This is a genomic window from Ruegeria sp. CE9, assembly GCF_056537425.1.
This window is the reverse complement of record NZ_JBQFRO010000001.1, coordinates 803,641-828,722: the sequence shown is the minus strand read 5'-3', so window position 1 is coordinate 828,722 and position 25,082 is coordinate 803,641. Positions and strand designations below refer to the sequence as shown.

Here is a 25,082-nt window from a genome sequence, read left to right as displayed (position 1 = left end):
GCGAGGGATCGCGCCGGGGGTTAGGTCACTTAGATTTCGCGGTTCAGCCCTGATTGGGTCCGCGAATCTGGCGGATTGCGCCGCGGACGGCTTGCCAGTCCTGTGCCTCTTGCTGGTTTCCGGCGGCTTCGCATTCGCGCATCTTCTGAGCGGCTTCGGCTTCGGCGCGGTCGCCATGGGCCGTGTACAAGGCACGTGCGTATTGAGCGGTTTTGAGAGCATCCATTCCCGTCATCCTCCGTTTGTGATCGGAATGTCTGTGGGTTCGCGCTAATGGACTATACTACAGCTTATGGTTCGGGTCATGCCCCAGAGATTTCGCCCCGCAATTGGCGCAGATGAGCGGGGAAATCGCGTGCAGTCATGTCTGCCTCGCGCACCAGACGGTCGAAATGGAGCGTAAACACTTCGATCCGGTCGCGGTCACGGAAGGCCATATAGTGACTGCCAGCATAGAACACACATAAGAGCGGGCCAAATATCGTTACAGGGGCCGAATAAAGCCTTTTTGCATCAAAGAGATAGATGCGCAGGCGCGGGTAAAGTTGTTCGCAAAGTTGCAGCAGGTGATCGATCTGATCCAGCCGGTCCTGAAGGGGCAGGTCTTCGTAATATCCGGTCGCATGCGCAAAGCTTTGGATTTCGAACAAGGGCATCGCGATTTCATAGTCGGACTGCGCACTGCGCATCCAAGCAAGGCGGTCGGCCGAGGCCCCGATGGCCTGATCCGCTGTGCGCCCCAGATGCGGGGCATATTCCCATTCCAGCACCGCGCGGGTTTTGAGCATGTCGGGCAGGGCAGCGGGGACATGGCGGATCTTGTAACCTGCGGCTTCCTGATGCCATTCAAAGATACGCTCATCCACCAGCGCGCGGGCGGCCTCGGTCAGGGTCAGCGAACTGGCCAGCAGTTCCGCCGCACTTTCTGGCCTGTCCGAGAGCCCAAGCAGCCAGTCGGCCGAGACCCCAAGCGCCGAGGCGCAGCTGCCGACCACATGGGCATTCGGCAGGCGTGCACCCGCACCGGTCAGCAATTGCGACACGGTGGAGCGATCAACACCGATGCTGCGCGCCAACGCGCTTTGACTGATGCCTTGGTCCTGCATGGCGCGCGTCAGTCGCTTGCGGAAGCGTGAAGATCGGTCGCGTTTGTCGATTTTTTCAATCATGTGGTGATAAATAACATCATTGTTGAGAATTGTTAATCATATTCAGAATTCCCGACCCATGGGTCTGTCTGTAACGCTGATGTTACAAAAACAAGAATGGGGTCTGGAATGGAAACGCGACGCAGATCGGTCGTGAAAGCGCTGGTGTGGAATGCGATGGGGCTGGCGATGATGACGCTGGTTGGTTTGATCGCAACGGGTTCAGCCGCGCTTGGGGGAATGGTGGCACTGGTCAATACGGCCATAGGCTTGACCTTGTACGTGATCTATGAGCGCGTTTGGGCCGGAATTTCGTGGGGCCGGAATGGCTGAGCCGGTCACACCCAAATCACCCGAATGGGTGACGTTTGCCCTGATCGTGGCGTGTTATTCCGCTTGGCTTGGTGCGATATATTGGCTGGCGGGCATATCATTGTGGCTGGCGATCCCTTTCATGGGTCTGGTGGCCGCGTTGCATTCATCGTTAACGCATGAAGCGTTGCATGGGCATCCGTTCCGTCAGAAATGGTTGAATGAAGCGCTGATGGCGCTGCCGCTCACCTTGTTCATTCCGTACAACCGGTTTCGAGACATGCATTTGGCGCATCACTGTGATGCCAACCTGACCGATCCTTACGATGATCCTGAATCCAATTACCTCGACCCACAGGTTTGGGCATCTCTGGCAGGGTGGCAAAGGCGGATGTATAAGGTGAACAACACTCTGCTGGGGCGGATGGTTCTGGGCCCCGCAATCGGGCAGGTGGCATTCTTGCGGGATGAACTGCGGGGAGCAAAGCGTGGAGATCGGGAGATTCTGTTGGCGTGGGCGCTGCATATCCCTGGCGTTGTCGCGGTGCTTTGGGTCGTCGCGCTTTCGAACATGCCGATCTGGGCCTTCGTCTTGTCAGCCTATATCGGGCTGGGGTTGGTCAAGATCCGCACGTTTCTGGAACATCGCGCGCATGAGAAATCGCGCGCTCGGACGGTGATCGTCGAAGATCGGGGTCTACTGGCATTTCTGTTTCTGAACAATAACCTGCACGTAGTTCATCATATGAATCCGTCAGCGCCGTGGTACAGATTGCCTGCGCTCTACCGCATGGGCAAAGAACGGTATCAGGCCTGCAACGAGGCGTATGTTTACCGATCGTATGCGCAGATTTTCAGGGAGTACTTCTGGCGCGCCAAGGACCCGGTAGAGCATCCGCTCTGGCCAAAGCCTTGATTTCACGACAAAAGGGAAACCATGAGTTTATGGATTCCCGTCACCATCGCTGCCGCATCGTTCCAAACGGTGCGGTTTATGCTGCAGAAATCGCTGAGCAGCGCCAAGCTTTCAGCCGCCGGGGCGACATTCGCGCGATTTGCCTATTCGATGCCGTTAGCGTTGCTGGGGCTTTTCATAGCGTTGGGCGCGACAGGGTACGAACTGCCGACACTGAAGGCGAAGTTTTGGATCTTTGCTGTCATCGGCGGAACGTCACAGATATTGGCCACGATCTGCGTTGTGGCCTTGTTCAAACAGCGTAATTTCGCTGTCGGGATAACGTTTAAGAAAACCGAGGTAATTCAAACCGCTATTGTGGGGTTCCTCATCCTTGGCGATCAGGTTTCGACCGGGGCGCTTGCAGCAATTTTGCTTGGGCTGATGGCTGTCCTGTTGTTGTCAAAAACACCCGGTGGCAGGGGGGCTTGGTGGCAACATCTGACAAACAAGGCCTCGCGCCTTGGACTTGGGTCAGGTGTGTTGTTTGCCTTTTCCTCGGTCAGCTATCGCGGTGCCTCACTACAATTGGGCGATATCGATGCGTGGTTCCGGGCGCTTGTGACACTGGCTGCGGTGGTGACGTTTCAATTCCTCAGCATGTGGCTTTGGTTGCTGTGGAGGGACAGGGCCGAGCTGCGCGCGGTGTGGGAAACACGCCGGACCGGCGTTTTTGTCGGCCTGACCAGCCTTTGTGGTTCGTTCTGCTGGTTCTTTGCTTTCACGTTACAGAACGCGGCCTACGTAAAGGCCTTGGGGCAGATTGAGCTGATCCTCAGTCTGTTGGCCTCGCTGCTGTTTTTCCGTGAAACCATCACCCGGCGCGAGATTGCCGGGATGACTTTGCTTGGCCTGTCGATACTGGCGCTTGTTCTGACGATTTAGCTTGCGCGACGCTCGTCAAAGCTGAGTGCGATAAAGCTGGGCATGTGATCGCCCATGCCCACAACAGCCGGCCCGCTATCTTCACGACGCCCACGCCCACGGGATTTGGGCTCACGCTCTTTCCGGTTTTCGCTTTTCTTGCTGTCTGCGGCCTTGGCCTTTTTCTCAGGCTTTGGCGCCTCGGGCTTGGGCTCGTCTGCCTTGACCGGATTGTCGATGCGCGGAATGTCTTTCTGAATCAGGCTTTCGATCGCGGCCAGCGCCTTTTCATCGCGGCCCGAGCAGATCGTGATCGCCTTGCCCTCGCGCCCAGCACGACCGGTGCGGCCGATGCGGTGGACGTAATCCTCGGCATGGCCGGGAACGTCGAAATTGAACACATGGCTGACCGAGGGGATATCCAGACCTCGTGCCGCCACGTCCGAGGCCACCAGCAGCCGCAGTGATCCATCGCGGAATCCGTCCAGTGTTTTCATCCGCTGCGACTGGTCCAGATCACCATGAATCGCTGCGGCGTTATAGCCGTATTTCTTCAGCGACTTGGCACAGATATCAACATCCGTCTTGCGGTTGCAGAAGATGATGGCGTTGGTGCATTTGTCACCTTCGGCATCGATCAGCGCGCGCAGGGTTTTGCGTTTTTGGCTGGCCTCACGATCCCGGCGACCGCCTTTGAACATCACCACGCTCTGTTCGATGGTTTCCGAGGCGGTGGCTTGACGCGCGACTTCAACCCGGGTTGGGGCTGACAGGAAGGTGTCGGTGATCCGTTCGATCTCGGGTGCCATGGTGGCCGAGAAGAACAGGGTCTGGCGGGTGAAGGGCGTCAGCGAAAAGATGCGTTCAATATCGGGGATGAAACCCATGTCGAGCATTCGGTCGGCTTCATCCACCACCATGATCTGCACGCCGGTGAGCAGCAACTTGCCGCGTTCGAAATGGTCCAGCAGACGGCCCGGAGTGGCGATTAGAACATCAACACCGCGGTCGATCAGAGCATCCTGCTCCTTGAACGAAACACCACCGATCAGCAGCGCTTTGGTTAGCTTGAGATGCTTGGCGTAGGTGTCGAAGTTTTCGGCCACCTGTGCCGCCAGTTCCCGCGTCGGGCACAAGACCAGCGAGCGGGGCATCCGCGCCCGCGCACGCCCGCGTGCGAGCAGAGTGATCATCGGCAGGGTAAAGCTGGCGGTTTTGCCGGTGCCGGTCTGGGCGATCCCCAGAACATCACGCCCCTCCAGCGCGGCTGGAATAGCGCCTTCCTGGATCGGGGTCGGAGTTTCGTATCCGGCTTCCTCAATGGCTTTGAGGACCTTCGGGTTCAGGTTCAGTTCGTTAAACTTTGTCATGTATGTCCGGTTCATGCGGACACTAGACCTAGCCCGCGCGTCTGAAAATGCCGGGCCCGGATGGCCATGCGCCCCATGCGCGTTTCGGCTGTGGCGCGGGCATAACAAAAACGTGGGGCAGGGTCAAATGAAGTCGGCTTAACCTTTTGGCATATCCGCCGGTAACAGGGATTTCCGCAACAATTCAGATGGTTCCGGGAAAGTGTTTCGCGACTTTTTGGTCCAGATCCAGCGGGCGGTGCCGGATCATGTCGTTATCTTCAAGTCGCTCCAGCACGTCGGGATCGACTGCGCTGATTTCATCATAGAATTCCTTCAACCCATCAAGCCCGAATTCAGCCTCCAGAAGGCTGAGCAGTTCGAACTTGTTCAATCCACCAATTTTCCTTGGGCGGTTGGGCGTCTGGCTTGCTTGGTACGAACCGCGTTCGAGGCGGAAACGATAATGCGCCAGCCAGTGTTCCCAATCCGGGGCGTGGCGGTGGCACAGGTCGATTTGCGGCAACTCGGTCCTGACCGGCAGAAATTCGCCGTGCTGATAAAGGTTGTGTATACGGTCGCTTAGTTTTTTCAGGCCACGGCGCACGAATAGTTTGCCCTGAATGTGGCTCATGAAACCGGCCAGAACATAAGCGCCGAAATTCGGGTAGAGCGTCTCGACCAGCTTTTGCCGGTTCGCGCTTTCGGGAATGAAGGCTTTGTAGAGGTCCTCACCCCCCGCCAGAGCCTCGATCGGGCGGACGCGGACGGCAGGGATGTCATCGGGAATGTCGCGCAGCAGCTCTGGGATCGGGGCCATCGGCCACAGAAACTCATCGACGTCGATATGTGCGACCCAATCCAAATCGGTCCGATTGTAGATCAGATTTGCGTTCGAGGATTGCCGGACCTGATGTTTGTCCGGCCTCTCGCGCCCGCGCCGTTTCCAGAACGCGGCATCGCAGGTGCGCACCCGGATCCGGGGGTGTTCGCGCAGGCCGGTGATGTCGCCTTGGACCGGCTCGTCCAGAAAGATGTGAATCCGGTCCGCGCCGATATCGAGGTGGTGGGCGGCAAAGCGCAGAATATCCTCACGCGGGGCGCGGATCGTGGACACAATCCCCCATGTGGTCATTTCTGGATTGGCCTCAGAATCCGTCAGGTCATCATTTCCTTCGTCGCGGTCAGGTTCAGCGCTGGATAGTCACGAACCACCCGGTCGATATCCCATTGCAGACGCGTCAGATAGACGATGTCGCCGTCATGGTCATGCGCGATGTGCTGCTTGTTGGCGTTGACGAATTTGTCGATCTCGGCCTTGTCGCCGCTGACCCATCGGGCCGAGGTGAATTGAGACGCCTCAAACCGAACCGGCAGGCCATATTCCATTTCGATCCGGCTGGCGAGAACTTCGAACTGCAGCGCGCCAACGACGCCGACGATAAAGCCCGACCCGATCGAGGGCTTGAAGACCTTGGCCGCGCCTTCCTCGGCAAACTGCATCAGGGCCTTTTCGAGATGCTTGGCTTTCATCGGATCGCCTGCGCGCACGGTTTGCAGCAGTTCCGGCGCGAAGGACGGGATGCCCGTGACGCGGATCGCTTCGCCTTCGGTCAGCGTGTCGCCGATGCGCAACTGGCCGTGGTTCGGGATGCCAATGATGTCTCCGGCCCAGGCTTCTTCGGCCAGTTCCCGGTCAGAGGCGAGGAACAGTACGGGGTTCGAAATCGCCATCGGCTTTTTCGACCGCACATGGGTCAGCTTCATACCACGTTTGAAATGTCCCGAGGCCATGCGGACAAAGGCCACCCGGTCGCGGTGCTTGGGGTCCATGTTGGCCTGCACTTTGAACACGAAACCGGCGACCTTCTTCTCATCCGGCGCAATCTGGCGCGGTTCGGCGGATTGAACCTGTGGCTGCGGGCCATAAGCGCCGATGCCTTCCATCAGTTCCTTGACGCCAAACGAGTTGATGGCCGAACCAAACCAGATCGGCGTCATGTGGCCTTCCAACACCGCCTGCGGGTCGAGCTTGGGCAGCAATTCGCGCGCCATCTCAACCTCTTCCAGCAGCTTATCCAGCAGTTCGGCAGGCACGTGCTCGGCCAGTTTGGGGTCGTCCAGCCCGTCGATCTGAATGCTCTCGGCCACCTTGTTGCGGTCGGCGCGGTCCATCAGTTCCAACCTGTCGCGCAGCATGTCGTAACAGCCGATGAAATCGCGACCCACGCCAATCGGCCACGCGGCGGGCGTGACGTCGATCGCCAACATCTCCTGAATCTCATCGATGATTTCAAACGTATCGCGGCTTTCGCGATCCATCTTGTTACAGAAGGTCAGGATCGGCAAATCGCGCAGACGGCAGACCTCGAACAATTTCTGCGTCTGGCTTTCCACACCCTTCGCGCCGTCGATCACCATCACAGCAGCGTCTACAGCGGTCAGTGTGCGATAGGTATCCTCGGAGAAATCCGAGTGGCCGGGTGTGTCCACCAGATTGAATCGAAAGTTGCCGTAATCAAACGACATCGCCGAGGCGGAAACCGAGATGCCGCGATCCTTCTCCATCTGCATGAAGTCCGAGCGCGTGCGCCGCGCCTCACCCTTGGCGCGGACCTGACCGGCCATCTGGATCGCGCCGCCGTACAGCAGGAACTTTTCTGTCAGCGTCGTTTTGCCTGCATCTGGGTGCGAGATGATGGCGAAGGTCCGGCGCCGGGCGATCTCGGGCGGCAGGGTGGGTTGGTTCGAGGTATCAAGCATATTCGCGCGTATAGGCGGGGAATTCTGCCGAGGCAAGACAAAGGGGCTGGTTCGAATCATGTGGCTATGGCAATAAGAACATATAGTGAACAAAATATGGAGTGGACCAATGAATTTGAATGAAATCGCTGACGAACTGGTCGCAGGATGCCGAGAGAACAGGGCCAAAGAAAACCTTGAGAAACTTTATGCAGCTGATGCTGTCTCGGTCGAAGGGCAGGACTATGCGGGCATGGGGCGCGAGACGCACGGCCTTGAGGCTATTCGCGGCAAGCATGACTGGTGGGAAGGGGCGCATGAGGTATCGGGCGCGTCGGTCAGTGGTCCTTATCCGCATGGTGACGACCGTTTTGCCGTGATCTTTGAGGTTCAGGGCAAGGTCAAGGAAACCGGTGAAAGCTTTGATATGAAAGAGGTCGGTGTCTATCACGTTGCCGACGGCAAGATCGTCCGGGAAGAGTTCTTCTATTGATTTGACAATCCCATTCTGGCCTTCCTTGCCGGGCCGGTGCTAGATGAGTGGCAAGGTTAGGGAGTGTCAGAATGGACTTGGGAATTCGCGGAAAACGTGCGCTGGTTTGTGCCAGCAGCAAAGGGCTGGGCTTGGGGTGCGCCGAAGCGTTGGCCGAAGCAGGTGTTGACCTTGTGATGAACGCGCGCGGTGCCGAAGCGTTGGAGGCCGAGGCCACGCGCCTGCGGTCGTCATATGGAATTGCAGTGCAAACTGTGGCTTGTGACGTCACCTCGTCAGATGGCCAGGATAAGGTCATAAACGCTGCGCAGAATATTGATATCCTTGTGACAAATGCGGGTGGTCCCCCTCCGGGCCTGTGGTCGGACTGGGATCGTGAGGATTTCATAAAGGCATTGGACAGCAATATGCTGACACCTATCGCGTTCATGAAGGCGTTGTTGCCGGCGATGATCGACAAAGGTTGGGGGCGCGTGGTGAACATTACTTCTCAGTCCGTCCGTGCGCCGATTCCTGCCTTGGGATTGTCCAATGCCGCACGAACCGGTTTGACCGGGTATGTTGCGGGCACCGCTCGGCAGGTCGCGCCGTTTGGGGTGACCATCAACAATCTGTTGCCGGGTATTCATGCGACCGATCGTGCGGATGTTTTGGACGGTGGTGTATCTGCGCAAACGGGGATTTCCATCGACGAGGCGCGCGCGCAACGCGCAGCTACGATTCCGGCCCGGCGCTATGGGACGCGGGAGGAGTTCGGCGCGACCTGCGCGTTTCTTTGTTCGCAACAAGCTGGTTTTATCGTCGGGCAGAATATTCTGCTGGACGGTGGATCAAACAATCTGACGATGTAGTTATGTCTCAAGGGTTTTCGCTGAAAGATCAGCTATTTAATGCGGAAAAAACGAGCTACCTCAGTGGGTTGTTCGCAGAGGCTGATCCTAGTTTCGATAGGTCTGCGTTCGATTCTCAGGTGATCTCACGCCTGCCAGAGCTGGAATTGAAAGAGCGTATGGCCTGGATCGCGGAATGTTTGCAGCAAGCCTTTCCGGGTGATTTGCCTGTGGTTGCTCCGGTGATCCTACGCGCGCTTCCTGAGCCGCTGGATCCCAATAAAACAGATGACGATTTTGGCGATTTCATCTTTGCACCGCTGGGGGATTGGGTTGTCGCGGTTGGGCTTGATCATCCTGCGTTGGCATTGGATGTTCTTGAAGAACTGACCCAGCGATTTTCGATGGAATGGGCGATCCGCCCCTTCTTGAACCAATGCCCAGAGCTGGTATTGGAGCGGATGTACGACTGGTGCGCGCATCCCAGTTACCATGTGCGCCGTCTGGTCAGCGAAGGCACGCGGCCGCGCTTGCCCTGGGGGCAGGCCGTTGGTCTGGGCATGTCAGACCCATTGCCTTTGCTGGATCGCCTGCATGGGGATAAGACACGTTACGTTACGCGCTCGATCGCCAATCATCTTAACGACATCACAAAGAAAGAACCCGATATCGTGCTGGAGCGCCTGCATGCTTGGGGCGAGGCCGGGCAACAGGATCACGAAGAGCTGAACTGGATGACCTCACACGCGCTGCGCGGCCTTGTGAAATCGGGGCATCCGGGGGCGATGAAAGCCCTAGGGTATGATCCGGACGCCGATATCGCGGTCGAGGTTCGGGTGAACGGCGCAGCGCGGATCGGGGATGCGCTGGAGTTTGAGGCTGATCTAAGCGGTGTAAAAGGCCAACCTGTATTGGTTGATTATATTATACATTTTCAACGGCCTGGCGGGAAAATTTCACCTAAGGTGCATAAGCTGAAACAGTCTGAGCTGAGCGATGGTCAGCTGACGCTTGGCAAACGTCATAAGCTCAAGGGCAATGCGACGACGTTCAAACTAGTCCCTGGGCCACACCGGCTGGAGATTCAAGTTAACGGACGGGTGCGCGCAGGCGTGGATTTCGAACTGCTCGCCTGAGCGCTGTCACGGTTTCGTTAGATCGGGTGCTGGTGGATTGCGCGGTGCGACTTGCTGCACTAGCTCAAATCAACCAGTGACAAGAGGATTGCCCCGATGAAGCATGAAGCTGTGCAGAATTACTATGGCGAGGTGCTGCAAGGCAGTGCGGACTTGCAAACCAATGCCTGCTGCACCCCGGACGACATGCCAGACCACCTCAAGAGAATTTTGTCGCAGATTCATGATGATGTGCTGACGCGTTACTATGGCTGCGGATTGATCGCGCCGTTGGATCTGGAAGGGATGCACATCCTTGATCTGGGCTGCGGTGCGGGGCGGGATGTCTACGCTCTGTCCGCGATGGTCGGCGAAACCGGCCGCGTAGTCGGGGTTGATATGACGCCGGAACAACTGGATGTCGCGCGCGCGCACCAGGACCATCACGCGCAGGTCTTTGGACACTCTAAAAGCAATGTGGAGTTCCATCACGGCTATATCGAAAAGCTGGATGAGCTGGAGCTTGAGCCCGGTTCGTTCGACATCATCGTCTCGAATTGTGTGATCAATCTGGCAACTGACAAGGCCGCTGTACTGCGCGGCGCGCATCGGTTGCTGAAAGAGGGCGGAGAGATGTATTTCTCGGACGTCTATTCCGACCGGCGGGTGCCCAAACACATGGCTGAGGACGAGGTGCTGTATGGCGAGTGCCTGTCGGGTGCGCTCTATTGGAATGATTTCCTGTCGATGTCGCGCGCAGCTGGGTTTGGCGATCCGCGCCGGGTCACGCATCGGCCGTTGACCATCGAAAACCCGATTCTTGAGGAAAGGGTCGCGCCGCTCAGTTTTATTTCGGCCACATACCGACTGTTCAAGCTGCCAGAGTTGGAGCCCGCATGCGAAGATTACGGACAGGCCGTGATCTACAAGGGCACGGTGCCGCATGCGCCGCATGAATTCGTACTGGACGATCACCATGCCATCGAGACCGGTAAGGTGTTTCCGGTCTGCGGAAATACCTGGATGATGCTGCAAGACACCCGGTTTGCGCGGCATTTCGAATTCATCGGTGATTTCGCTACCCATTACGGGATTTTCGAAGGATGCGGCGGGGATAGCCCCTTTGTGGTTCAGGGTGAGGCGGCGTCGGCCGGGTGCTGCTGATCTCTTGCGCCTGATGGGCGGGGTTGATATCCCCGCTCAAGCCCGATGGATTTGATCGGGAAAGGCAACGGGGCCCATCGGTGACAGCTACGACAACTCCTCCTCGGCTGGAAATTCGCAATCTTGTGGCGCGCTTTGATGGGCGGGCGGTTGTGGATGACGTGTCGCTGAGCGTTCAGGCGGGGCAGGTGACCTGTCTGCTGGGGCCATCGGGTTGCGGCAAGTCGACCACCTTGCGCATGATCGCAGGGGTCGAGATGCAAACCTCGGGCGAGATTTATGTCGATGGTAAACTGATCTGCGACACAGTGTTTCGCGTGCCGCCCGAGCGGCGCGAGATTGGGCTGATGTTTCAGGATTTCGCGCTGTTTCCGCACCTCAGCGTGGCAGACAATGTTGCCTTTGGCTTGAAAGGCAGCAAAGAGCAAAAGCGCGCACGGGTTGAAGAACTGCTGACCAAGGTCGACCTGATGCGCTTTATCGATGGATATCCGCATCAGTTATCAGGCGGTGAGCAGCAGCGGGTGGCTTTGGCGCGGGCTCTGGCGCCACGCCCGCGGATCATGCTGATGGACGAGCCATTCTCGGGCCTGGATAACCGTTTACGGGACGGCATCCGGGACGAGACCCTTGCCGTTCTCAAAGAAGAAGACGCAGCCGTTTTATTGGTCACGCACGAGCCGGACGAGGCGATGCGGATGGCGGACGAGATTGCGCTGATGCGGCGCGGCAAAATCGTGCAGCAAGGGGCGCCGTACAACGTCTATACCAGGCCAGCGGATAAGGCTGCGGTGGCATTCTTCAGTGATGTCAATGTGTTGAAGGCGCAGGTTAATGGCGCTTTGGCCGATACGCCGTTCGGTCGGTTTCTTGCGCCGGGCGTGCCAGATGGGACGGACGTTGAGATCGTGTTCCGACCTCAGCACGTCAAGCTGGACTTTGATCGCAATGGCAAAGGACCAATGCCAACGCCCACTGATGGCGTCGCCGCCCGAGCAGTGGTCGAACGCGCGCGTTTTTTGGGCAATGAGAGCCTTGTTGAATTCCGCATGGATTACGATGGCTCGATCCTAAAGGCGACGGTTCCAAATGTGTTTGTTCCCAAAGAGGGCCGGGTCATGTGGCTGACCATCCGCCGCGACCGGTGTTTCGTGTTCCCGGCCTGACGACCTGATCTCGTCGTTTTCGTCCAAGTGGTGCGTGAAAGCCTCAGATTGCGCGCGTGCATTGCTTGTCGCAGCGCAGAGGCGGGTCTATCAAGGGCAAAACGAGGGGTGGACCGGGCATGCGAATTCTTCTGACCAATGATGACGGCATCAATGCGCCGGGGCTGATCGTGCTTGAGGCGATTGCCGCAGAGTTGGCAGGTCCGGACGGCGAGATTTGGGTGGTTGCCCCGGCTTTTGAGCAATCGGGTGTAGGCCATTGCATCAGCTATACGCACCCGATGATGGTCGCCAAATTGGGCGAGCGTCGCTATGCCGCTGAAGGATCTCCTGCAGATTGCGTCTTGGCAGGTCTGCACGACGTGATGAAAGACACACCGCCTGATCTGGTGCTGTCGGGGGTGAACCGGGGCAACAATTCGGCTGAGAATACGCTCTATTCCGGAACGATTGGCGGCGCGATGGAGGCGGCTTTGCAGGGCGTGCCCGCGATTGCCCTGTCGCAATACTTCGGGCCACGCAATTTGGGGTTGGACGATCCGTTTGAGGCAGCCGCCCGGCATGGTGCGGCGCTGGTGCGTCGCATTTTGGATGCAACGCCAGCCGAACAGGGCGATTACCGATTGTTCTATAACGTGAACTTCCCCCCGGTTCCGGCAGGCGAGGTGCTGGGTACACGGGTGGCACCACAAGGGTTCCGGCGCGATACGCATTTTTCGGTCGAACCGCACAGCTCCCCCTCGGGCCGCCGGTTCCTTTGGATCAAGGGCGGCTATCAGCACAACCCGACGGCACCGGGCACCGATGCGGCAGTTAATCTGGAAGGTTATATCTCGGTTACGCCCATGCGGGCAGACCTGACGGCCCACGACACGCTTGAGGCGATGAAGGTCATCGAATGACGGGACCAAGCGCCGAAACCCTCATGCAATTCCTGTTCGCCCTGCGATCGCGTGGGGTGACGGATGCGCGTGTTCTGGCCGCGATGGAGCAGGTTGATCGGGGACGGTTTGTCAAAGGCCTGTTCGCAGATCGGGCGTATGAGGATACTCCGCTGCCCATTGCCTGTGGTCAGACGATCAGTCAGCCCTCGGTGGTAGGGCTGATGACGCAGGCGCTGCAGGTGCGCCCGCGCGATACGGTGCTGGAGGTCGGTACGGGCTCGGGCTATCAGGCTGCGATCCTGTCCAAGCTGGCGCGCCGGGTCTACACGGTTGAACGTCACAAGCGCCTTGTGCGCGAAACGGGTGAGCTGTTCCGCGAGCTGAGGCTGACAAATGTGACCGCCATGCTGTCGGATGGCTCGTTTGGTTTGTCCGAACAGGCGCCGTTTGATCGTATCATTGTGACCGCTGCCGCCGAAGATCCTCCGGGCCCGCTCTTGGCGCAGTTGAAAATCGGCGGTATCATGGTGTTGCCGGTGGGACAGTCGGATGCGGTGCAGACCCTGATCCGGGTCACACGCACCGAAACCGGTCTGGACTACGACGAATTGTTGCCGGTCCGTTTTGTACCCCTGCTTGAAGGGCTGGGAAAAGACGGAGCGTAAAGGTATATTCAGAGGCGCCGGAACCCCGGAGAACAGGGGCAGGTGTTGAGGACAGTAAAATGAGAGCAGTTTCCAAATCCACAATGCGCCGTTGTGCAACGGGCGTGGCGGCGTTGGCAATTTTGGCCGGGTGCGAAGGACCGTTAGATTATGACCTGCGGGGAAATGTCGGCGGGTTTTCAACAACGGATGCCGCCCTTGCGGCGACCGCAAACCGACCGACGCCAGATGCGCGCGGCGTTATAACCTATCCCAACTATCAGGTGGCCGTGGCCCGCAACGGAGATACCGTGGGCGACGTTGCCGCCCGTATCGGAATGCCCGTGGCCGAGTTGGCCCGGTTTAACGGTTTGCAGCCCAATGACTCGCTGCGCGATGGTGAAATTCTTGCTTTGCCGCGCTCGGTTGGTGGAACAAGCAATGTCGATATCGCGACGATTGCGGGAACCGCGATTGATGAGGCCCCGGACACAGGCGGCGTGCAAACATCGACATTGGAACCCGCACAGCCCGCAGCGGCACCGGCCCCGGTCGCGTCTGGCCCCGAGCCGATCCGGCACAAGGTCAAGCGGGGTGAGACGGCCTATACAATTTCGCGCCTCTATCAGGTGTCCGTGGAATCGCTGGCCGAATGGAACGGATTGGGATCGGACTTTACCGTGCGTGAAGATCAATACCTTCTGATCCCGGTCAAGAACCAGCCCGCACCAAGGGCTGCTGCGCCAGCGGCATCAGCGACCGGAGTGACCCAACCGGGCGAGGGGTCTCCGACGCCCACGCCGCCAAGCGCGACGCAGCCGTTGCCGGATGAAAAAGTGGCGGCCGCAACACCCGCGCCCGATGTCACCGCCGAAGCCCCCACCAATACAGGCAGTTCAGCTTTGGCGAGTCCGGTCAACGGCACAATCATTCGAACCTATAAGAAGGGGAAGAATGAGGGCATCGATATCTCTGCAGCGCCCGGTGCGCCTGTCAGCGCAGCTGAGGCAGGCACAGTCGCCGCGATCACAGCAGATGCGGATCAGGTTCCGATTATTGTTGTCAGGCACAACAATGACCTGCTGACTGTTTATGCCAATGTCGACAATATCACCGTGAAGAAAGGTGATCGGGTGCGGCGCGGTCAGAAGATCGCCGCGCTGCGCGGAGGCGACAACTCTTATGTACATTTTGAGGTGCGCAAAGGGTTCGAATCTGTTGATCCCGAGCCCTATCTGAAGTGATCAGATTGGCCCGTTCCGGGCCATGCCTCCGGCGGGGATATTTTTGGCCAGATGAAGGGCGGATCACCCGTGGGGGTCGTAGTCGCTCAGCCGTTTGCCGGGTTCATCTGTGAAGAGTTCAGGCAGAGGGGTGATGGATTCGATCAGGTCGATCCGGAAGACGCGGAATCCGTCGCGGAGTTCGCACCATGCGGTCAGCGTCCAGACGCGACCCCAGTATTCCATATGAAGCGGTCGGATGGTGCGTTCGGTCAGAGCGCCGTCAATGCGACGGTAGCCGAGATGGAGTTTCTGGCGTGATTTGATCGCGGCGCGGATGGGGGCCATATGGGCCAGACCGCGCGCGGCATCGGCAAAGGGGTAGACCGCGAATTTCCAACTGTCGGCTTCAGCGATGACCTGCGTAGGCAGAACGGCGTCAATCTTTTCGGCCAGAGATTCGGCGGCGGATTTGAGATCGGGATCAGCGGCCTCGGCCACGATGGCCATGCCGAGGTTCAGCGCCTCAAGCTCGGCCGGTGTCAGGTTTAGTGGGGGCAGGGTGATCTGTTCGCGCACCATATAGCCGACGCCACGCTCGCCCTCGACCGGGATGCCCGAAGCCACCAGCGTGTCCATGTCGCGGTAGATCGTGCGGACCGACACCTCGAGCCGGTCCGCGATATCCTGCGCGCGGTGCAGTTTGCCGTCGCGCAGGATTTGGATGATGTCGAACAGACGATCAGTGCGGCGCATTCTGCGCTGCCCTGACCGCGATCAGGCGGTCATTTTCCATAGGATATGCTCGTGGCGCATTTGAACGCTGTCTGGATTGATTGCCGCCATCAAGGCAGGTGCAAAATCCTGTTGAGGGAACTTTGCTGCAACGTCTTGTGCGGCTTTCATATCTTTCCAGATTACATAATCTGTCCAACGCCCATCTTCGCCTTGGCTAAGCTGCCGGTGGGTGAAGCCCGGGGCAGCACGAACGAACGCCTCGGTGGTTTCGCTGAGTTTGACGAACTCTTCGGGCGTGGTGCCGTCGGTGAGCGTGAAGGTGACGATTTCTGCAACATGGGTCATGTGAATCTCCGTTGGTCTGGTTTCGATACCCACTGCCTATTGCTTTCCAACTGGCATAAACCTGTCAGTTGAGAAAAGCCAGTCCGGAAAAAATGCGTAGCACCCGCAATTTTAAACCCGTATTTGGCCTGACTCACTTTTTTGATCGCCTTGGCGCGCGTAGACACGGGGGCAGATCATATTCCGGGCGTTCTGCGCCGACGTAGAAGGAGACAAAGACATGCTCAACAATATTGGACTTCCGGGCATCCTGCTGATTGCTGTTGTGGTTCTGGTCCTGTTTGGACGCGGCAAGATCAGCTCGTTGATGGGCGAAGTGGGCAAAGGCATCACCTCGTTCAAGAAAGGCATCAAGGAAGGTTCGGAAGAGCTGGAACAAGACGCGTCTGAGCTGGCCAAGGACGTCACGCCTGAGACTGACAAAGACAAGGTCTGAGCCTAGATGTTTGATCTGGGCTGGACCGAGCTTCTGGTCATCGGCATCGTCGCTCTGATCGTGGTGGGGCCGAAGGACCTGCCTGTGCTGTTTCGCAATGTCGGGCGGTTCGTCGGCAAGGCGCGCGGTATGGCGCGCGAGTTCAGTACGGCGATGAACGAGGCTGCGGATGAGGCTGGCGTTAACGAGATCAAGAAGGGCTTGAATGCGGCGACCAATCCGGTCGGCTCTGCCATGGACGGGATCAACGAGGCCGCGCGCGATGTCGCAAAAAGCCTGGACCCAACCAAGTTCGACCCTGACAGTGAGACCGGCAAGCTGGCAGCCGAGCGCGCCGAACAGGCCAAGAAGATCCAAGCCACCACAGCCCGCGCCGCCGCTGAACGCAAGGCCAAAGAAGCCGCTGATGCGCTTGCCAAGGCGGAAGAGGCCGAAGCTGCGTTGAAAACCGAAAGCAAAACATGACAAAGACCGACGAGATCGAGGACAGCTCGGCCCCACTGATCGAGCATCTGGCCGAGCTGCGCACACGGCTGATCCACTGCGTTGTGGCGTTTCTGATCGGCATGATCATCTGTTTCACCGTGGCCACGCCGATCTTCAACTTCCTGACGCAACCTTTGTGCGAGGTGCTGACCGAGCGTGGGCAGGACTGCGGCCTGATCTTTATCTCTCCACAGGAAGGCTTCTTTGTCGCCATCAAGGTCTCGTTGCTGGGCGGGTTCATTCTGGCCTTTCCCTATATTGGGATGCAGATGTGGCGGTTCGTGGCGCCGGGTTTGTACAAGTCCGAGAAGAACGCATTTCTGCCGTTCATGCTGGCCTCGCCTTTCATGTTTCTGCTGGGCGCGAGCTTTGCGTTCTATGTTGTCACACCACTGGCCTATGACTTCTTTCTTGGGTTCCAGCAGTTCGGGGCCGAAGGTGAAGCCGTTGCCGATGGTGCAACCGCAGCGCCGCTGAGCGTTGTGTTCCAGGGCTCGGCGCAGGAATATCTGAACCTGACGATCAAGTTCATTGTGGCCTTTGGCCTGTGCTTTCAGCTGCCGGTTCTGTTGACCCTGATGGGCAAGGCGGGTCTGGTCAGTGCCGAAGGTCTGGGCGCGGTGCGCAAATATGCCGTGGTTGGCATTCTGGTGCTGGCGGCGATTGTCACTCCGCCGGACGTGATTACGCAGATTATTCTGTTTGTGGTGGTCTATGGTCTTTACGAGATTTCGATCTTCCTCGTCGCTCGTGTCGAAAAAAAGCGCGAAGAACAGCTGCGCGCCGATGGTTACTACGACGATGAAGAGGCCGAGGCCGACGCAGACATGATGCGGGATTACGAAGAAACCAAGTAATCCGATCCAAACTCAGAAAAGGCGCGTTCTGATTTGACGCGCCTTTTTCGCGTGTTGCCCTTGTTGTGCTGCTCGGAACATGTTTGAACTCCGCCGGAATATCCCGGAGGAGCCGATGGACGATCAAGCCTTGAACCGTATCGCCGACGCGCTGGAGCGCACGGCGCCCGCGCCCCTGGCAACACCCGATTTCAACGCAGCCCCGGCCTTCGTCTGGCATGTCGAGCCTGACCGGTTGGAGCCGGTCACCCAGGTCAACCGGGTCGATCTTGATCTGCTGGTGGGGATCAACCGATCGCGAGATACTCTGCTGGACAACACACGCCGCTTCGCTGCTGGCTACAAGGCTAACAACGCGCTGCTTTGGGGGGCGCGGGGGATGGGAAAGTCGAGCCTCGTCAAAGCGGTGCATGGGACATTGCAGGATGAGCATCCGGACCTGAAACTGGTCGAGCTTCAACGAGAAGACATGTCGTCTGTTGCGCGGCTCCTGAACCACCTGCGCGCAGCCCCGCATCGGTTCATCCTGTTCTGCGACGACCTGTCGTTCAGCCATGATGACCAGCACTATAAGTCGCTCAAGGCGGTTTTGGATGGCGGCATCGAAGGCCGGCCGGAGAACGTGGTTTTCTATGCTACATCGAACCGCCGCCACCTGATGCCGCGTGACATGATCGAAAACGAACGCTCCAGCGCCATCAATCCCTCGGAGGCAGTGGAAGAAAAGGTTTCGCTTTCGGACCGTTTCGGCCTGTGGCTGGGCTTCCATCCCTGTGATCAGGACGAATACCTAGCCATGATTGATCGCTACTGCGCCGCCCATGGCGTCAAGGTTGACCCAGAAACCCTGCGTGCCGAGGCTATCGAATGGCAAGCCACCCGAGGCGCGCGATCGGGTCGCGTGGCCTGGCAGTTCTTTGTCGATCTCGCCGGTCGTAACGGCGTTCACATTGGGTAACCCGCCCGCTTCATCTGGCTATAAATATCCCCGCCGGAGGCATGGCCCATCAGGGCCATCCCGTCAAAGCTGCGCCAGAATCCGTGCCGCCGCATCCGCTGTGCTGGTCAAAGCATCACGGTCTTCGCCGGGATGGAACCGTGCACGCACGGCTGTCGGCATCGGGGCAGGTTCAACAATCGATACCCGCGGGCCTGTGCGTGCGGTTTCGGCCGCCCAACTCCGCGCCAGCGCCATCTGCGCCGCTTTGGTGGCGCCGTAGATGCCATAGAACCGCTCACCGGCCTTTGGGTCGTCGAAAAAGACCGCATGCCCGGTCTCTCCAAGCAATGGCGTGACATACGGAATCAGAACCGAAGTGGCGGTTGCATTTGTGTTGAGCGCTTTGGTCCATTCCTTGGGGTCGACAAAATGCACGGGCGTCAGGGCAGAAGTATGGACCGCCGTATGGAGCCAAAGATCCACCTTGCCCCAGCGGTCATGAATGCCGCGGCACAGCGTTGCCATCGCATTGGGATCGGTGATGTCCATTGGGGCCAGAGTGGCCGAGCCGCCCTTGGCCTGAATGCGATCGTCCAACTCTTCCAGCCCGCCTTGGGTGCGGGCGACAGCAACGATGTGATACTCCGGCGAAAGGGCTTCGGCCAATGCCGCGCCCAATCCACGTGAGGCCCCGGTAATCAGGGCAATTTTGGTCTGATCGGTCATGAGAGGGGTTTGAACCTGTCCGCGCAGAGCGTCAAGTCAGGATCAACCGCCGGGAATGTCGATCCGGCGGTTCTGGCCGCTTTGTCGCAGCACGATGCCCGTTTCATCAATTGCAACCACCTGGCCAGAGGCCACGCGGCTGCCCGGTTTCACTTTTTTCACTCGCCCGGAGGACAAGCGTACCAGCGCCTTTAGCTCGGCCTTGGGGCCAAATACGCCCAGGACTGAAACCGAGTTCTTCTTGAGCGCACCCGCTTGCGTGGCTGCGCCTTTGACTGTTGTGTTTGGCATGATCTGTGGCCGGGCTTCTCGCCCGTACCCCGTTTTTGTGAGTGGTTGTGGACGTCGCGTATCACGGCATCTAAGCGGCCTGAAGTGATCCACAAGGGTGCCGCAACGTCGTAAAAAACCCAGCCCGCAAGGTATTCCATAATCAGCAGAATTCGTCGGCGGATTTTTACCGATCAGTATGACCGTCCTAGGTCAGAACCAGCAGGGTCAGCGCGTCACGAATCGCGTGCTGAAAACTGCCTAGCCCGAGGCCAATTTCGCCGCGTTCCACGAACTGCCGACGACCTGCATATCCTCACGCTTTTTGCTGACGCGGCTGCTGTTTTCAAGGCTGCCCAGATATTCTTCGTCGACACCCGTGACGTAGTTGCCGTCGAAACAGGAACAATCAAAGGCCTCGATCTCGGGGTTGCCTTCTTTGGCTGCCCAGATCAGGTCATCTAGATTCTGATAGAACAGTGCATCCGCGCCCAGTTCTTCGCGGATTTCCTCGACATCTTTGCCATTTGCAATCAGTTCGGTCTTGGTGGGCATGTCGATGCCGTAGACATTGGGGTATTTTACCGGCGGTGAGGCGCTGGCGATATAGACTTTCTTTGCCCCAGCCTCGCGGCACATCTGAACGATCTTTTTGATCGTATTGCCGCGCACGATCGAGTCGTCGATCAACAGCACATTATGCCCATCGAATTCCAGCGGCACAGCGTTCAGTTTGCGGCGCACAGATTTCTGGCGTTCGGCCTGACCGGGCATGATAAAGGTCCGACCCACATAGCGGTTTTTTACGAGCCCTTCACGATAGGGGATGCCGGTGAGCTTGGCAGCCTCAAGCGCGACGGGGCGGGCGCTGTCGGGCACGGGAATGATCCGGTCAATTTCCAATCCTGAATCCTGAATCTGCTTGGCCAACGTTTGGCCCATGCGCATCTGGGTTTTGTACACCGATACGCCATCCAGCAGCGAGTCGGGTCGTGCGAGATACACATATTCAAAAATGCAGGGAGTCAGTTTGCCTTCAACGGCCTGGAACTCGTGCATATTGCCGTCGAGATCAATAAGGATCGCCTCACCGGGGCGCAGATCGCGCAGCTTTTCAAAGCCGTTGATGCCAAAGGCCACATCCTCGGACGCAAATGCATAGTCATCGCCATCACCCGGCGCTTCGCGCTTGGCGACTGAAAGCGGGCGGATTCCATAAGGGTCACGGAAGGCGAGCATACCGACACCCGCGACCAGACAGATCACGGAATAGGCACCCTGTACCCGTTCCATTGTCATTTTGACGCCAGCAAACAGGTTGCGGATCGGATCGGCATTGCCATTGACCTTGATCGCATCCGCCACCTTATCGGCCAGGACGTTCAGCAACACCTCGGAATCCGAAGTCGTGCGCAGATGTCGGCTGTATTTCGCGGTGACCTTTTCGCGCTGTTCTTCGGTATTGGTGATGTTGCCGTTGTGGACGAGGTAGATGCCATAAGGCGCGTTTACGAAGAATGGCTGGGCCTCGGACGCGCTGAGCGAGCCTGCTGTGGGATAGCGAACATGGCCCATGCCCACCTTGCCCAGAATGGTCTCGGCATCACTGGCATTGAACACGTCTTTGACCAGTCCGTTTGCCTTCTTTTCACGGAAAAACTCACCGTTATAGGTTACGATCCCCGAGGCATCCTGACCCCGGTGCTGTAGCATCAGCAAGCCATCATAGATTTCCGCAAAGACATCATGTGTCCGGCTTGCGATCCCCAAAATCCCACACATACACGGGCTCCAATTTCTATGATTTGTTCTGGCTGCTGTTTCGGTCGGATCGGCTGCAGACGGGTATCTGAATGGCGTGTTTCAGGCCGTTTGAACGGCACAGAAGCACAAGCGCAGGCACGGCAAGTGCGAAGAAAAACAGATACAGCAAGGTCGGCGGCTCCGATTCCATGTCGGTACGGCCCCCACATACTGCCTAATGTCGCGCGTGTCATCAAAGGATCACAATCGTGAATTGACGCAGGCCAAATTCCTGCGTGAGCCGGGTAACTAATGACAAAATGGACGACCTGTGCTGTCATTGTTCTCAGGCGTTAGGATCATATGCGCCAGCAGGTTTGGACCGGAGGCAGCCATGTGGCAACACAAGCAGAACTCTCCAAAGGAACAACCGGTCAAGCGGCGGTGCCATCGGTGCCGCGGGGCAGGGCGTGCGCCCTGCGAGATCTGCAAGGGCACTGGAGAAGTAATCAAGAGCCGCGATCAGTACGGTAAACCGGTTTCAAGTCGGTGTGACGGGTGTTTCGGCCTGAAGACAATCAGGTGCAATATCTGTGGTGGCGAAGGGTTCATTTAGCCATTACATGCCAAAAACGAAAAAGCCCGGCTGAGACCGGGCTTTCTTCTAAAACACCGCTTTGTTTCAACCTTCCGAAGCGTTGTCGGCGGTGCAGCTTGCAACCAGTGCTTCGTACTGAGCAGTGACCCAACCCAGTGCCGCCTCGGGGTTTTGTTCTTCGATCTGTCCGCTGAACTGTTCGAACACTTTGGCCGAGCGGCTTTCATCGACCATGGTGTAAGACTGACCGGTCATCACCGTGTCGTAGACAAAGAATGCGATGGCAACCAACAGGATGCCGCGGGCGATGCCGAAGAAGAAGCCAAGCGCCTGATCCAGCCCGCCAAGCGCGGAACGCTGCACCAGCGACGAAAAGAGCGGTGTGAAGATGCTGACCACGATCAGCGCAATCGCAAATACTGCGGCAAACCCGGTAATGACCGAAAGCTCGCAGCTATCACGCAGGAATTCTCCAACCACTGGGACCTCTTTGACCAGTGGTACGGCCTGCGGTGCGAAGATGAATGCCAGAACGGCGGCGGCGACCCAGCCAGCGATCGCCAGCACTTCGCGCATGAGACCGCGCGAATAGGCCAACAAGCCCGACAGCACGATGATCAGGGCCACAACCCCGTCAATTATTGTAAAACCTTCCATGGCCCTCGCCTGTTCGTTTCTGCCCCTCAGGGCGCGACCTTAACCTGCTCCGAAGGTTTCGCCAACAAACCCCACCAAATCAGAGGGTCGGGTGAGTGTCAGACCTGCCACAGTGCCGGTTTTTCCACCCGCCGGAGCAATTGCCGCTGTGAAACCAAGTTTTTGCGCTTCTTTCAACCTGTTTTCTGTCTGTGGGGCCGGTCTAAGTGCCCCAGATAGCGAGATTTCTCCGAAAACAACGGTATCGGCGGGCAGGGCGGTATCTTCCCGCGCGCTCAGCAGTGCGGCGGCTACTGCGAGGTCAGCGGCGGGTTCGCTGACTTTCAGCCCTCCGGCGACGTTCAGATAGACATCGAGCCCTGCGAAGGGGATGCCGCAGCGGGCCTCAAGCACTGCGAGGATCATGGCGAGCCGCCCGCTATCCCATCCCACAACCGTGCGGCGGGGCTGAGAATGAGGGGACGGGGCAACCAAAGCTTGTAGTTCGACCAGCACGGGGCGGGTGCCTTCGATGCCCGCGAATACGGCTGACCCGGGGCTGGGTGTGCCGCGTTCCGACAAGAACAGGGCCGAGGGGTTGGTGACTTGTGCCAGCCCTTTGCCGGTCATCTCGAAGACGCCGATTTCATCCGCCGGGCCAAAGCGGTTCTTGACCGCGCGCAGGATGCGGAACTGGTGGCCACGTTCACCTTCAAAATAGAGCACTGTGTCGACCATATGTTCGACCACGCGCGGGCCAGCGATCTGGCCTTCTTTGGTGACATGGCCGACCATGATGATCGATACCCCATGTCGTTTCGCGAACGTGGTCAGTTCATGGGCAGCAGCCCGGACCTGACTGACCGAGCCCGGCGCGCTGTCCACATTGTCGGCCCACATGGTCTGGATCGAGTCGATAATGGCGAGGCCGGGTTTTTCCGCCTCCAGCGTCGTGAGGATGTCCCGAAGGTTGGTTTCAGCGGCCAATTGCACCGGCGACTCTTCCAGACCTAAGCGGCGCGCGCGCATCCTAACCTGCGCGCTGGCCTCTTCGCCCGAGACGTAGATGGTTTTAATTCCATTGCGCGCGAAACGCGCAGCAGCCTGAAGCAGAAGGGTCGATTTGCCGATGCCGGGGTCACCGCCCACTAGCAGCGCCGATGCTGGGACAAGGCCGCCGCCGAGGACACGATCTAGCTCTTCAACCCCGCACAAGGTGCGGGGCGGGGGTGTTTCTTCGGTCGAAAGGTCGGTGAGCGCGATGGATTGACCGCGCTTGCCGCCGAGCGATTTCTTGGCAGGTCCTGCCGAAAGCGGTGCTTCCTGAACGATAGTGTTCCATTCACCGCACGCATCGCAGCGGCCCGACCATCTGGTGTGAGAGGCGCCGCAGGCCGAGCAGGAGAAGGAGTGTGTCTTTGCCATGTGGCCCTTCGTGCCCGAGGAAGGGCGGTTCTTCAAGCCCTTGCGGGCTTTCCTCACCGCCGGTAGTGCGCCGCGTCGTCAGGCCCTTCGGGCCATCCTTCGCAGCGGGCGCTGAGAGCGCTTATTCCGCAGCGCGCGGTGGTGTCATGGCGACGACGCTGGCAGGTTTGGATTCGTCGGTCGAAGATTGCAATTGCGCCGACAACTCGGGCAGCAGGTCAAAGAGTTCGTCCCTGAGGCGCGCGAGCTGGGATTTGGCGATGGATTCCTCGATCTCGATATCGCGGGTCCATTGGCGCAGTTCATGCTGGATGATCTGGGCATCTTCGATTCGATGCTGGAATTGCTCAATCTCTTCCTGCCGTTGCTGCAGGAAGGTCCGGGCGCGGGTGACCTTGGCCTCGCCATAGGTTTCGGCAAGCTCCTGGCTGATTTGGCTCATTTGAGCGGCAAGTTCCAGCACCTGCGGCTCGAGCGATTGCAGATCGGGGTGATCACGCAGAAAGGCCATGCGTTCCTTGACCGCATCGAATTCGGAGGACAGCGCAAAGGCCCCGCTGCGGTCGGCGGCATGGGCGACCTGATAGGCCCCTGCAACGTCCTGCATGTTCATTGTGAACTTCCGATGGGTATTCTCAAGCGCCATCATGCGGGCGTTCGAAGGCAGATAGAAGGCCAGCATCAGGATCAGGGCGGTCAATCCGACCTGGACGTAGATGCCCGCGTCAACCGTTGTTCCGTTGCTGAGACCGGCCTGCAACGAGAGCCAGGGGAGGATGCCAAACGCGGATAAAATGGTGGTCGTCACCGCGAACAACGCTGCGGCGCAGATCAGGAAAAAAGTCAGTCTTAATAATGCATTCTGAAATTGCAATGTTATTGTGTGGAGGGCGGCCATGATCGTCGTTCTCCTTCTTCAACCGGTACTGGACCGGGCCGGAAGCGGAGGAAATAACAGACTTAAGGTGATCCGCTGCGGACCCGAAAACTACA

General features: G+C 58.4%; 28 protein-coding genes. 15 read left to right on the top strand and 13 right to left on the bottom strand.

What is annotated here, in order from left to right:
- Positions 1–43 precede the first annotated feature (43 nt).
- Both ACR0B3_RS04115 and ACR0B3_RS04110 read right to left on the bottom strand, forming a co-directional pair.
- Complete coding sequence (locus ACR0B3_RS04115; RefSeq protein WP_008756037.1) at positions 44–226, bottom strand: hypothetical protein; 183 nt, start codon at positions 224–226, stop codon at positions 44–46.
- Positions 227–302: 76 nt separating this feature from the next.
- Entirely contained in the window at positions 303–1,169 is an 867-nt protein-coding gene (locus tag ACR0B3_RS04110; RefSeq protein WP_480807944.1) for a helix-turn-helix domain-containing protein, read from the bottom strand.
- Positions 1,170–1,277: 108 nt separating this feature from the next.
- Here ACR0B3_RS04110 and ACR0B3_RS04105 point away from each other — a divergent pair, with 108 nt between their 5' ends.
- From ACR0B3_RS04105 to ACR0B3_RS04095, 3 genes are read left to right on the top strand one after another with little or no spacing between them, the layout of a single operon-like run.
- The gene (locus tag ACR0B3_RS04105; protein ID WP_170683622.1) at positions 1,278–1,481 is read left to right on the top strand and encodes a DUF2061 domain-containing protein; all 204 of its coding nucleotides are present in this window, start codon (positions 1,278–1,280) and stop codon (positions 1,479–1,481) included.
- Complete coding sequence (locus ACR0B3_RS04100) at positions 1,474–2,376, top strand: fatty acid desaturase (RefSeq protein ID WP_480807943.1); 903 nt, start codon at positions 1,474–1,476, stop codon at positions 2,374–2,376. The genes ACR0B3_RS04105 and ACR0B3_RS04100 overlap by 8 nt, the downstream gene beginning before the upstream one ends.
- A gap of 21 nt (positions 2,377–2,397) precedes the next feature.
- Complete coding sequence (locus ACR0B3_RS04095; RefSeq protein WP_480807942.1) at positions 2,398–3,300, top strand: EamA family transporter; 903 nt, start codon at positions 2,398–2,400, stop codon at positions 3,298–3,300.
- Here ACR0B3_RS04095 and ACR0B3_RS04090 read toward each other — a convergent pair.
- The 3 genes from ACR0B3_RS04090 to ACR0B3_RS04080 form a co-directional block, all read right to left on the bottom strand.
- Entirely contained in the window at positions 3,297–4,649 is a 1,353-nt protein-coding gene (locus ACR0B3_RS04090; protein ID WP_480807941.1) for a DEAD/DEAH box helicase, read from the bottom strand. The genes ACR0B3_RS04095 and ACR0B3_RS04090 overlap by 4 nt on opposite strands.
- Before the next feature lie 184 nt (positions 4,650–4,833).
- Positions 4,834–5,763: a glycosyltransferase family 2 protein gene (locus tag ACR0B3_RS04085; protein WP_480807940.1), complete on the bottom strand. Its 930-nt coding sequence runs from the start codon at positions 5,761–5,763 to the stop codon at positions 4,834–4,836.
- Between the two features lie 23 nt (positions 5,764–5,786).
- On the bottom strand, positions 5,787–7,391 hold the full coding sequence (locus tag ACR0B3_RS04080; RefSeq protein WP_480807939.1) for a peptide chain release factor 3: 1,605 nt from the start codon (positions 7,389–7,391) through the stop codon (positions 5,787–5,789).
- Positions 7,392–7,500: 109 nt separating this feature from the next.
- Here ACR0B3_RS04080 and ACR0B3_RS04075 point away from each other — a divergent pair, with 109 nt between their 5' ends.
- From ACR0B3_RS04075 to ACR0B3_RS04040, 8 genes are all read left to right on the top strand, one after another.
- On the top strand, positions 7,501–7,863 hold the full coding sequence (locus ACR0B3_RS04075; protein WP_480807938.1) for a SnoaL-like domain-containing protein: 363 nt from the start codon (positions 7,501–7,503) through the stop codon (positions 7,861–7,863).
- Between the two features lie 71 nt (positions 7,864–7,934).
- Positions 7,935–8,714, top strand: a complete 780-nt coding sequence (locus tag ACR0B3_RS04070; protein WP_480807937.1) for an SDR family oxidoreductase — start codon at positions 7,935–7,937, stop codon at positions 8,712–8,714.
- Between the two features lie 2 nt (positions 8,715–8,716).
- Positions 8,717–9,829 carry a hypothetical protein gene (locus ACR0B3_RS04065; protein WP_480807936.1) on the top strand — a complete coding sequence of 371 codons (1,113 nt, stop codon included), beginning with the start codon at positions 8,717–8,719 and terminating at the stop codon, positions 9,827–9,829.
- Between the two features lie 96 nt (positions 9,830–9,925).
- A complete protein-coding gene (locus ACR0B3_RS04060) occupies positions 9,926–10,972 on the top strand; it encodes a methyltransferase domain-containing protein (protein ID WP_480807935.1) in 1,047 nt (348 codons plus the stop codon).
- Positions 10,973–11,052: 80 nt separating this feature from the next.
- Positions 11,053–12,138, top strand: a complete 1,086-nt coding sequence (locus tag ACR0B3_RS04055; protein WP_170683632.1) for an ABC transporter ATP-binding protein — start codon at positions 11,053–11,055, stop codon at positions 12,136–12,138.
- A 119-nt stretch (positions 12,139–12,257) separates the two neighbouring features.
- A complete protein-coding gene (gene surE / locus ACR0B3_RS04050; RefSeq protein ID WP_480807934.1) occupies positions 12,258–13,040 on the top strand; it encodes a 5'/3'-nucleotidase SurE in 783 nt (260 codons plus the stop codon).
- A complete protein-coding gene (locus ACR0B3_RS04045; RefSeq protein WP_480807933.1) occupies positions 13,037–13,687 on the top strand; it encodes a protein-L-isoaspartate(D-aspartate) O-methyltransferase in 651 nt (216 codons plus the stop codon). Before surE ends, ACR0B3_RS04045 begins: the two co-directional genes overlap by 4 nt.
- A 59-nt stretch (positions 13,688–13,746) precedes the next feature.
- Positions 13,747–14,910 (top strand): peptidoglycan DD-metalloendopeptidase family protein, encoded by a 1,164-nt coding sequence (locus ACR0B3_RS04040; RefSeq protein WP_480807932.1) that lies wholly within the window; start codon positions 13,747–13,749, stop codon positions 14,908–14,910.
- 63 nt (positions 14,911–14,973) lie between these two features.
- Here the strand turns inward: ACR0B3_RS04040 and ACR0B3_RS04035 are convergent, their stop codons facing one another.
- Together ACR0B3_RS04035 and ACR0B3_RS04030 are read right to left on the bottom strand one after the other, a co-directional pair.
- Positions 14,974–15,645, bottom strand: a complete 672-nt coding sequence (locus ACR0B3_RS04035; RefSeq protein WP_480807931.1) for a helix-turn-helix transcriptional regulator — start codon at positions 15,643–15,645, stop codon at positions 14,974–14,976.
- A 21-nt stretch (positions 15,646–15,666) separates the two neighbouring features.
- Positions 15,667–15,972 carry a hypothetical protein gene (locus ACR0B3_RS04030; RefSeq protein ID WP_170718702.1) on the bottom strand — a complete coding sequence of 102 codons (306 nt, stop codon included), beginning with the start codon at positions 15,970–15,972 and terminating at the stop codon, positions 15,667–15,669.
- A gap of 220 nt (positions 15,973–16,192) precedes the next feature.
- Between ACR0B3_RS04030 and ACR0B3_RS04025 the strand changes: the two genes are divergently transcribed.
- The 4 genes from ACR0B3_RS04025 (at position 16,193) to ACR0B3_RS04010 (ending at position 18,709) form a co-directional block, all read left to right on the top strand.
- Positions 16,193–16,408 carry a twin-arginine translocase TatA/TatE family subunit gene (locus ACR0B3_RS04025; RefSeq protein WP_010440381.1) on the top strand — a complete coding sequence of 72 codons (216 nt, stop codon included), beginning with the start codon at positions 16,193–16,195 and terminating at the stop codon, positions 16,406–16,408.
- Between the two features lie 6 nt (positions 16,409–16,414).
- Complete coding sequence (tatB, locus tag ACR0B3_RS04020; RefSeq protein ID WP_170718705.1) at positions 16,415–16,873, top strand: Sec-independent protein translocase protein TatB; 459 nt, start codon at positions 16,415–16,417, stop codon at positions 16,871–16,873.
- Complete coding sequence (tatC, locus tag ACR0B3_RS04015) at positions 16,870–17,751, top strand: twin-arginine translocase subunit TatC (protein WP_170758277.1); 882 nt, start codon at positions 16,870–16,872, stop codon at positions 17,749–17,751. Before tatB ends, tatC begins: the two co-directional genes overlap by 4 nt.
- 115 nt (positions 17,752–17,866) lie before the next feature.
- Positions 17,867–18,709, top strand: coding sequence for an ATP-binding protein (locus tag ACR0B3_RS04010; RefSeq protein WP_480807930.1), 843 nt, complete (start codon positions 17,867–17,869; stop codon positions 18,707–18,709).
- 63 nt (positions 18,710–18,772) lie between these two features.
- On the opposite strand, the gene ACR0B3_RS04005 is transcribed toward ACR0B3_RS04010, so the two are convergent.
- The 6 genes from ACR0B3_RS04005 to ACR0B3_RS03980 form a co-directional block, all read right to left on the bottom strand.
- Positions 18,773–19,417 carry an SDR family NAD(P)-dependent oxidoreductase gene (locus ACR0B3_RS04005; protein WP_480807929.1) on the bottom strand — a complete coding sequence of 215 codons (645 nt, stop codon included), beginning with the start codon at positions 19,415–19,417 and terminating at the stop codon, positions 18,773–18,775.
- 42 nt (positions 19,418–19,459) lie between these two features.
- Complete coding sequence (locus ACR0B3_RS04000; protein ID WP_480807928.1) at positions 19,460–19,708, bottom strand: hypothetical protein; 249 nt, start codon at positions 19,706–19,708, stop codon at positions 19,460–19,462.
- A 240-nt stretch (positions 19,709–19,948) separates the two neighbouring features.
- Entirely contained in the window at positions 19,949–21,469 is a 1,521-nt protein-coding gene (gene purF, locus ACR0B3_RS03995; protein ID WP_480807927.1) for an amidophosphoribosyltransferase, read from the bottom strand.
- Positions 21,470–22,112: 643 nt separating this feature from the next.
- Positions 22,113–22,685 (bottom strand): CvpA family protein, encoded by a 573-nt coding sequence (locus ACR0B3_RS03990; RefSeq protein ID WP_170683643.1) that lies wholly within the window; start codon positions 22,683–22,685, stop codon positions 22,113–22,115.
- 39 nt (positions 22,686–22,724) lie between these two features.
- Positions 22,725–24,089 carry a DNA repair protein RadA gene (gene radA, locus ACR0B3_RS03985; protein WP_170718720.1) on the bottom strand — a complete coding sequence of 455 codons (1,365 nt, stop codon included), beginning with the start codon at positions 24,087–24,089 and terminating at the stop codon, positions 22,725–22,727.
- 121 nt (positions 24,090–24,210) lie between these two features.
- The gene (locus tag ACR0B3_RS03980; protein ID WP_480807926.1) at positions 24,211–24,987 is read right to left on the bottom strand and encodes a DNA repair protein; all 777 of its coding nucleotides are present in this window, start codon (positions 24,985–24,987) and stop codon (positions 24,211–24,213) included.
- Positions 24,988–25,082 lie beyond the last annotated feature (95 nt).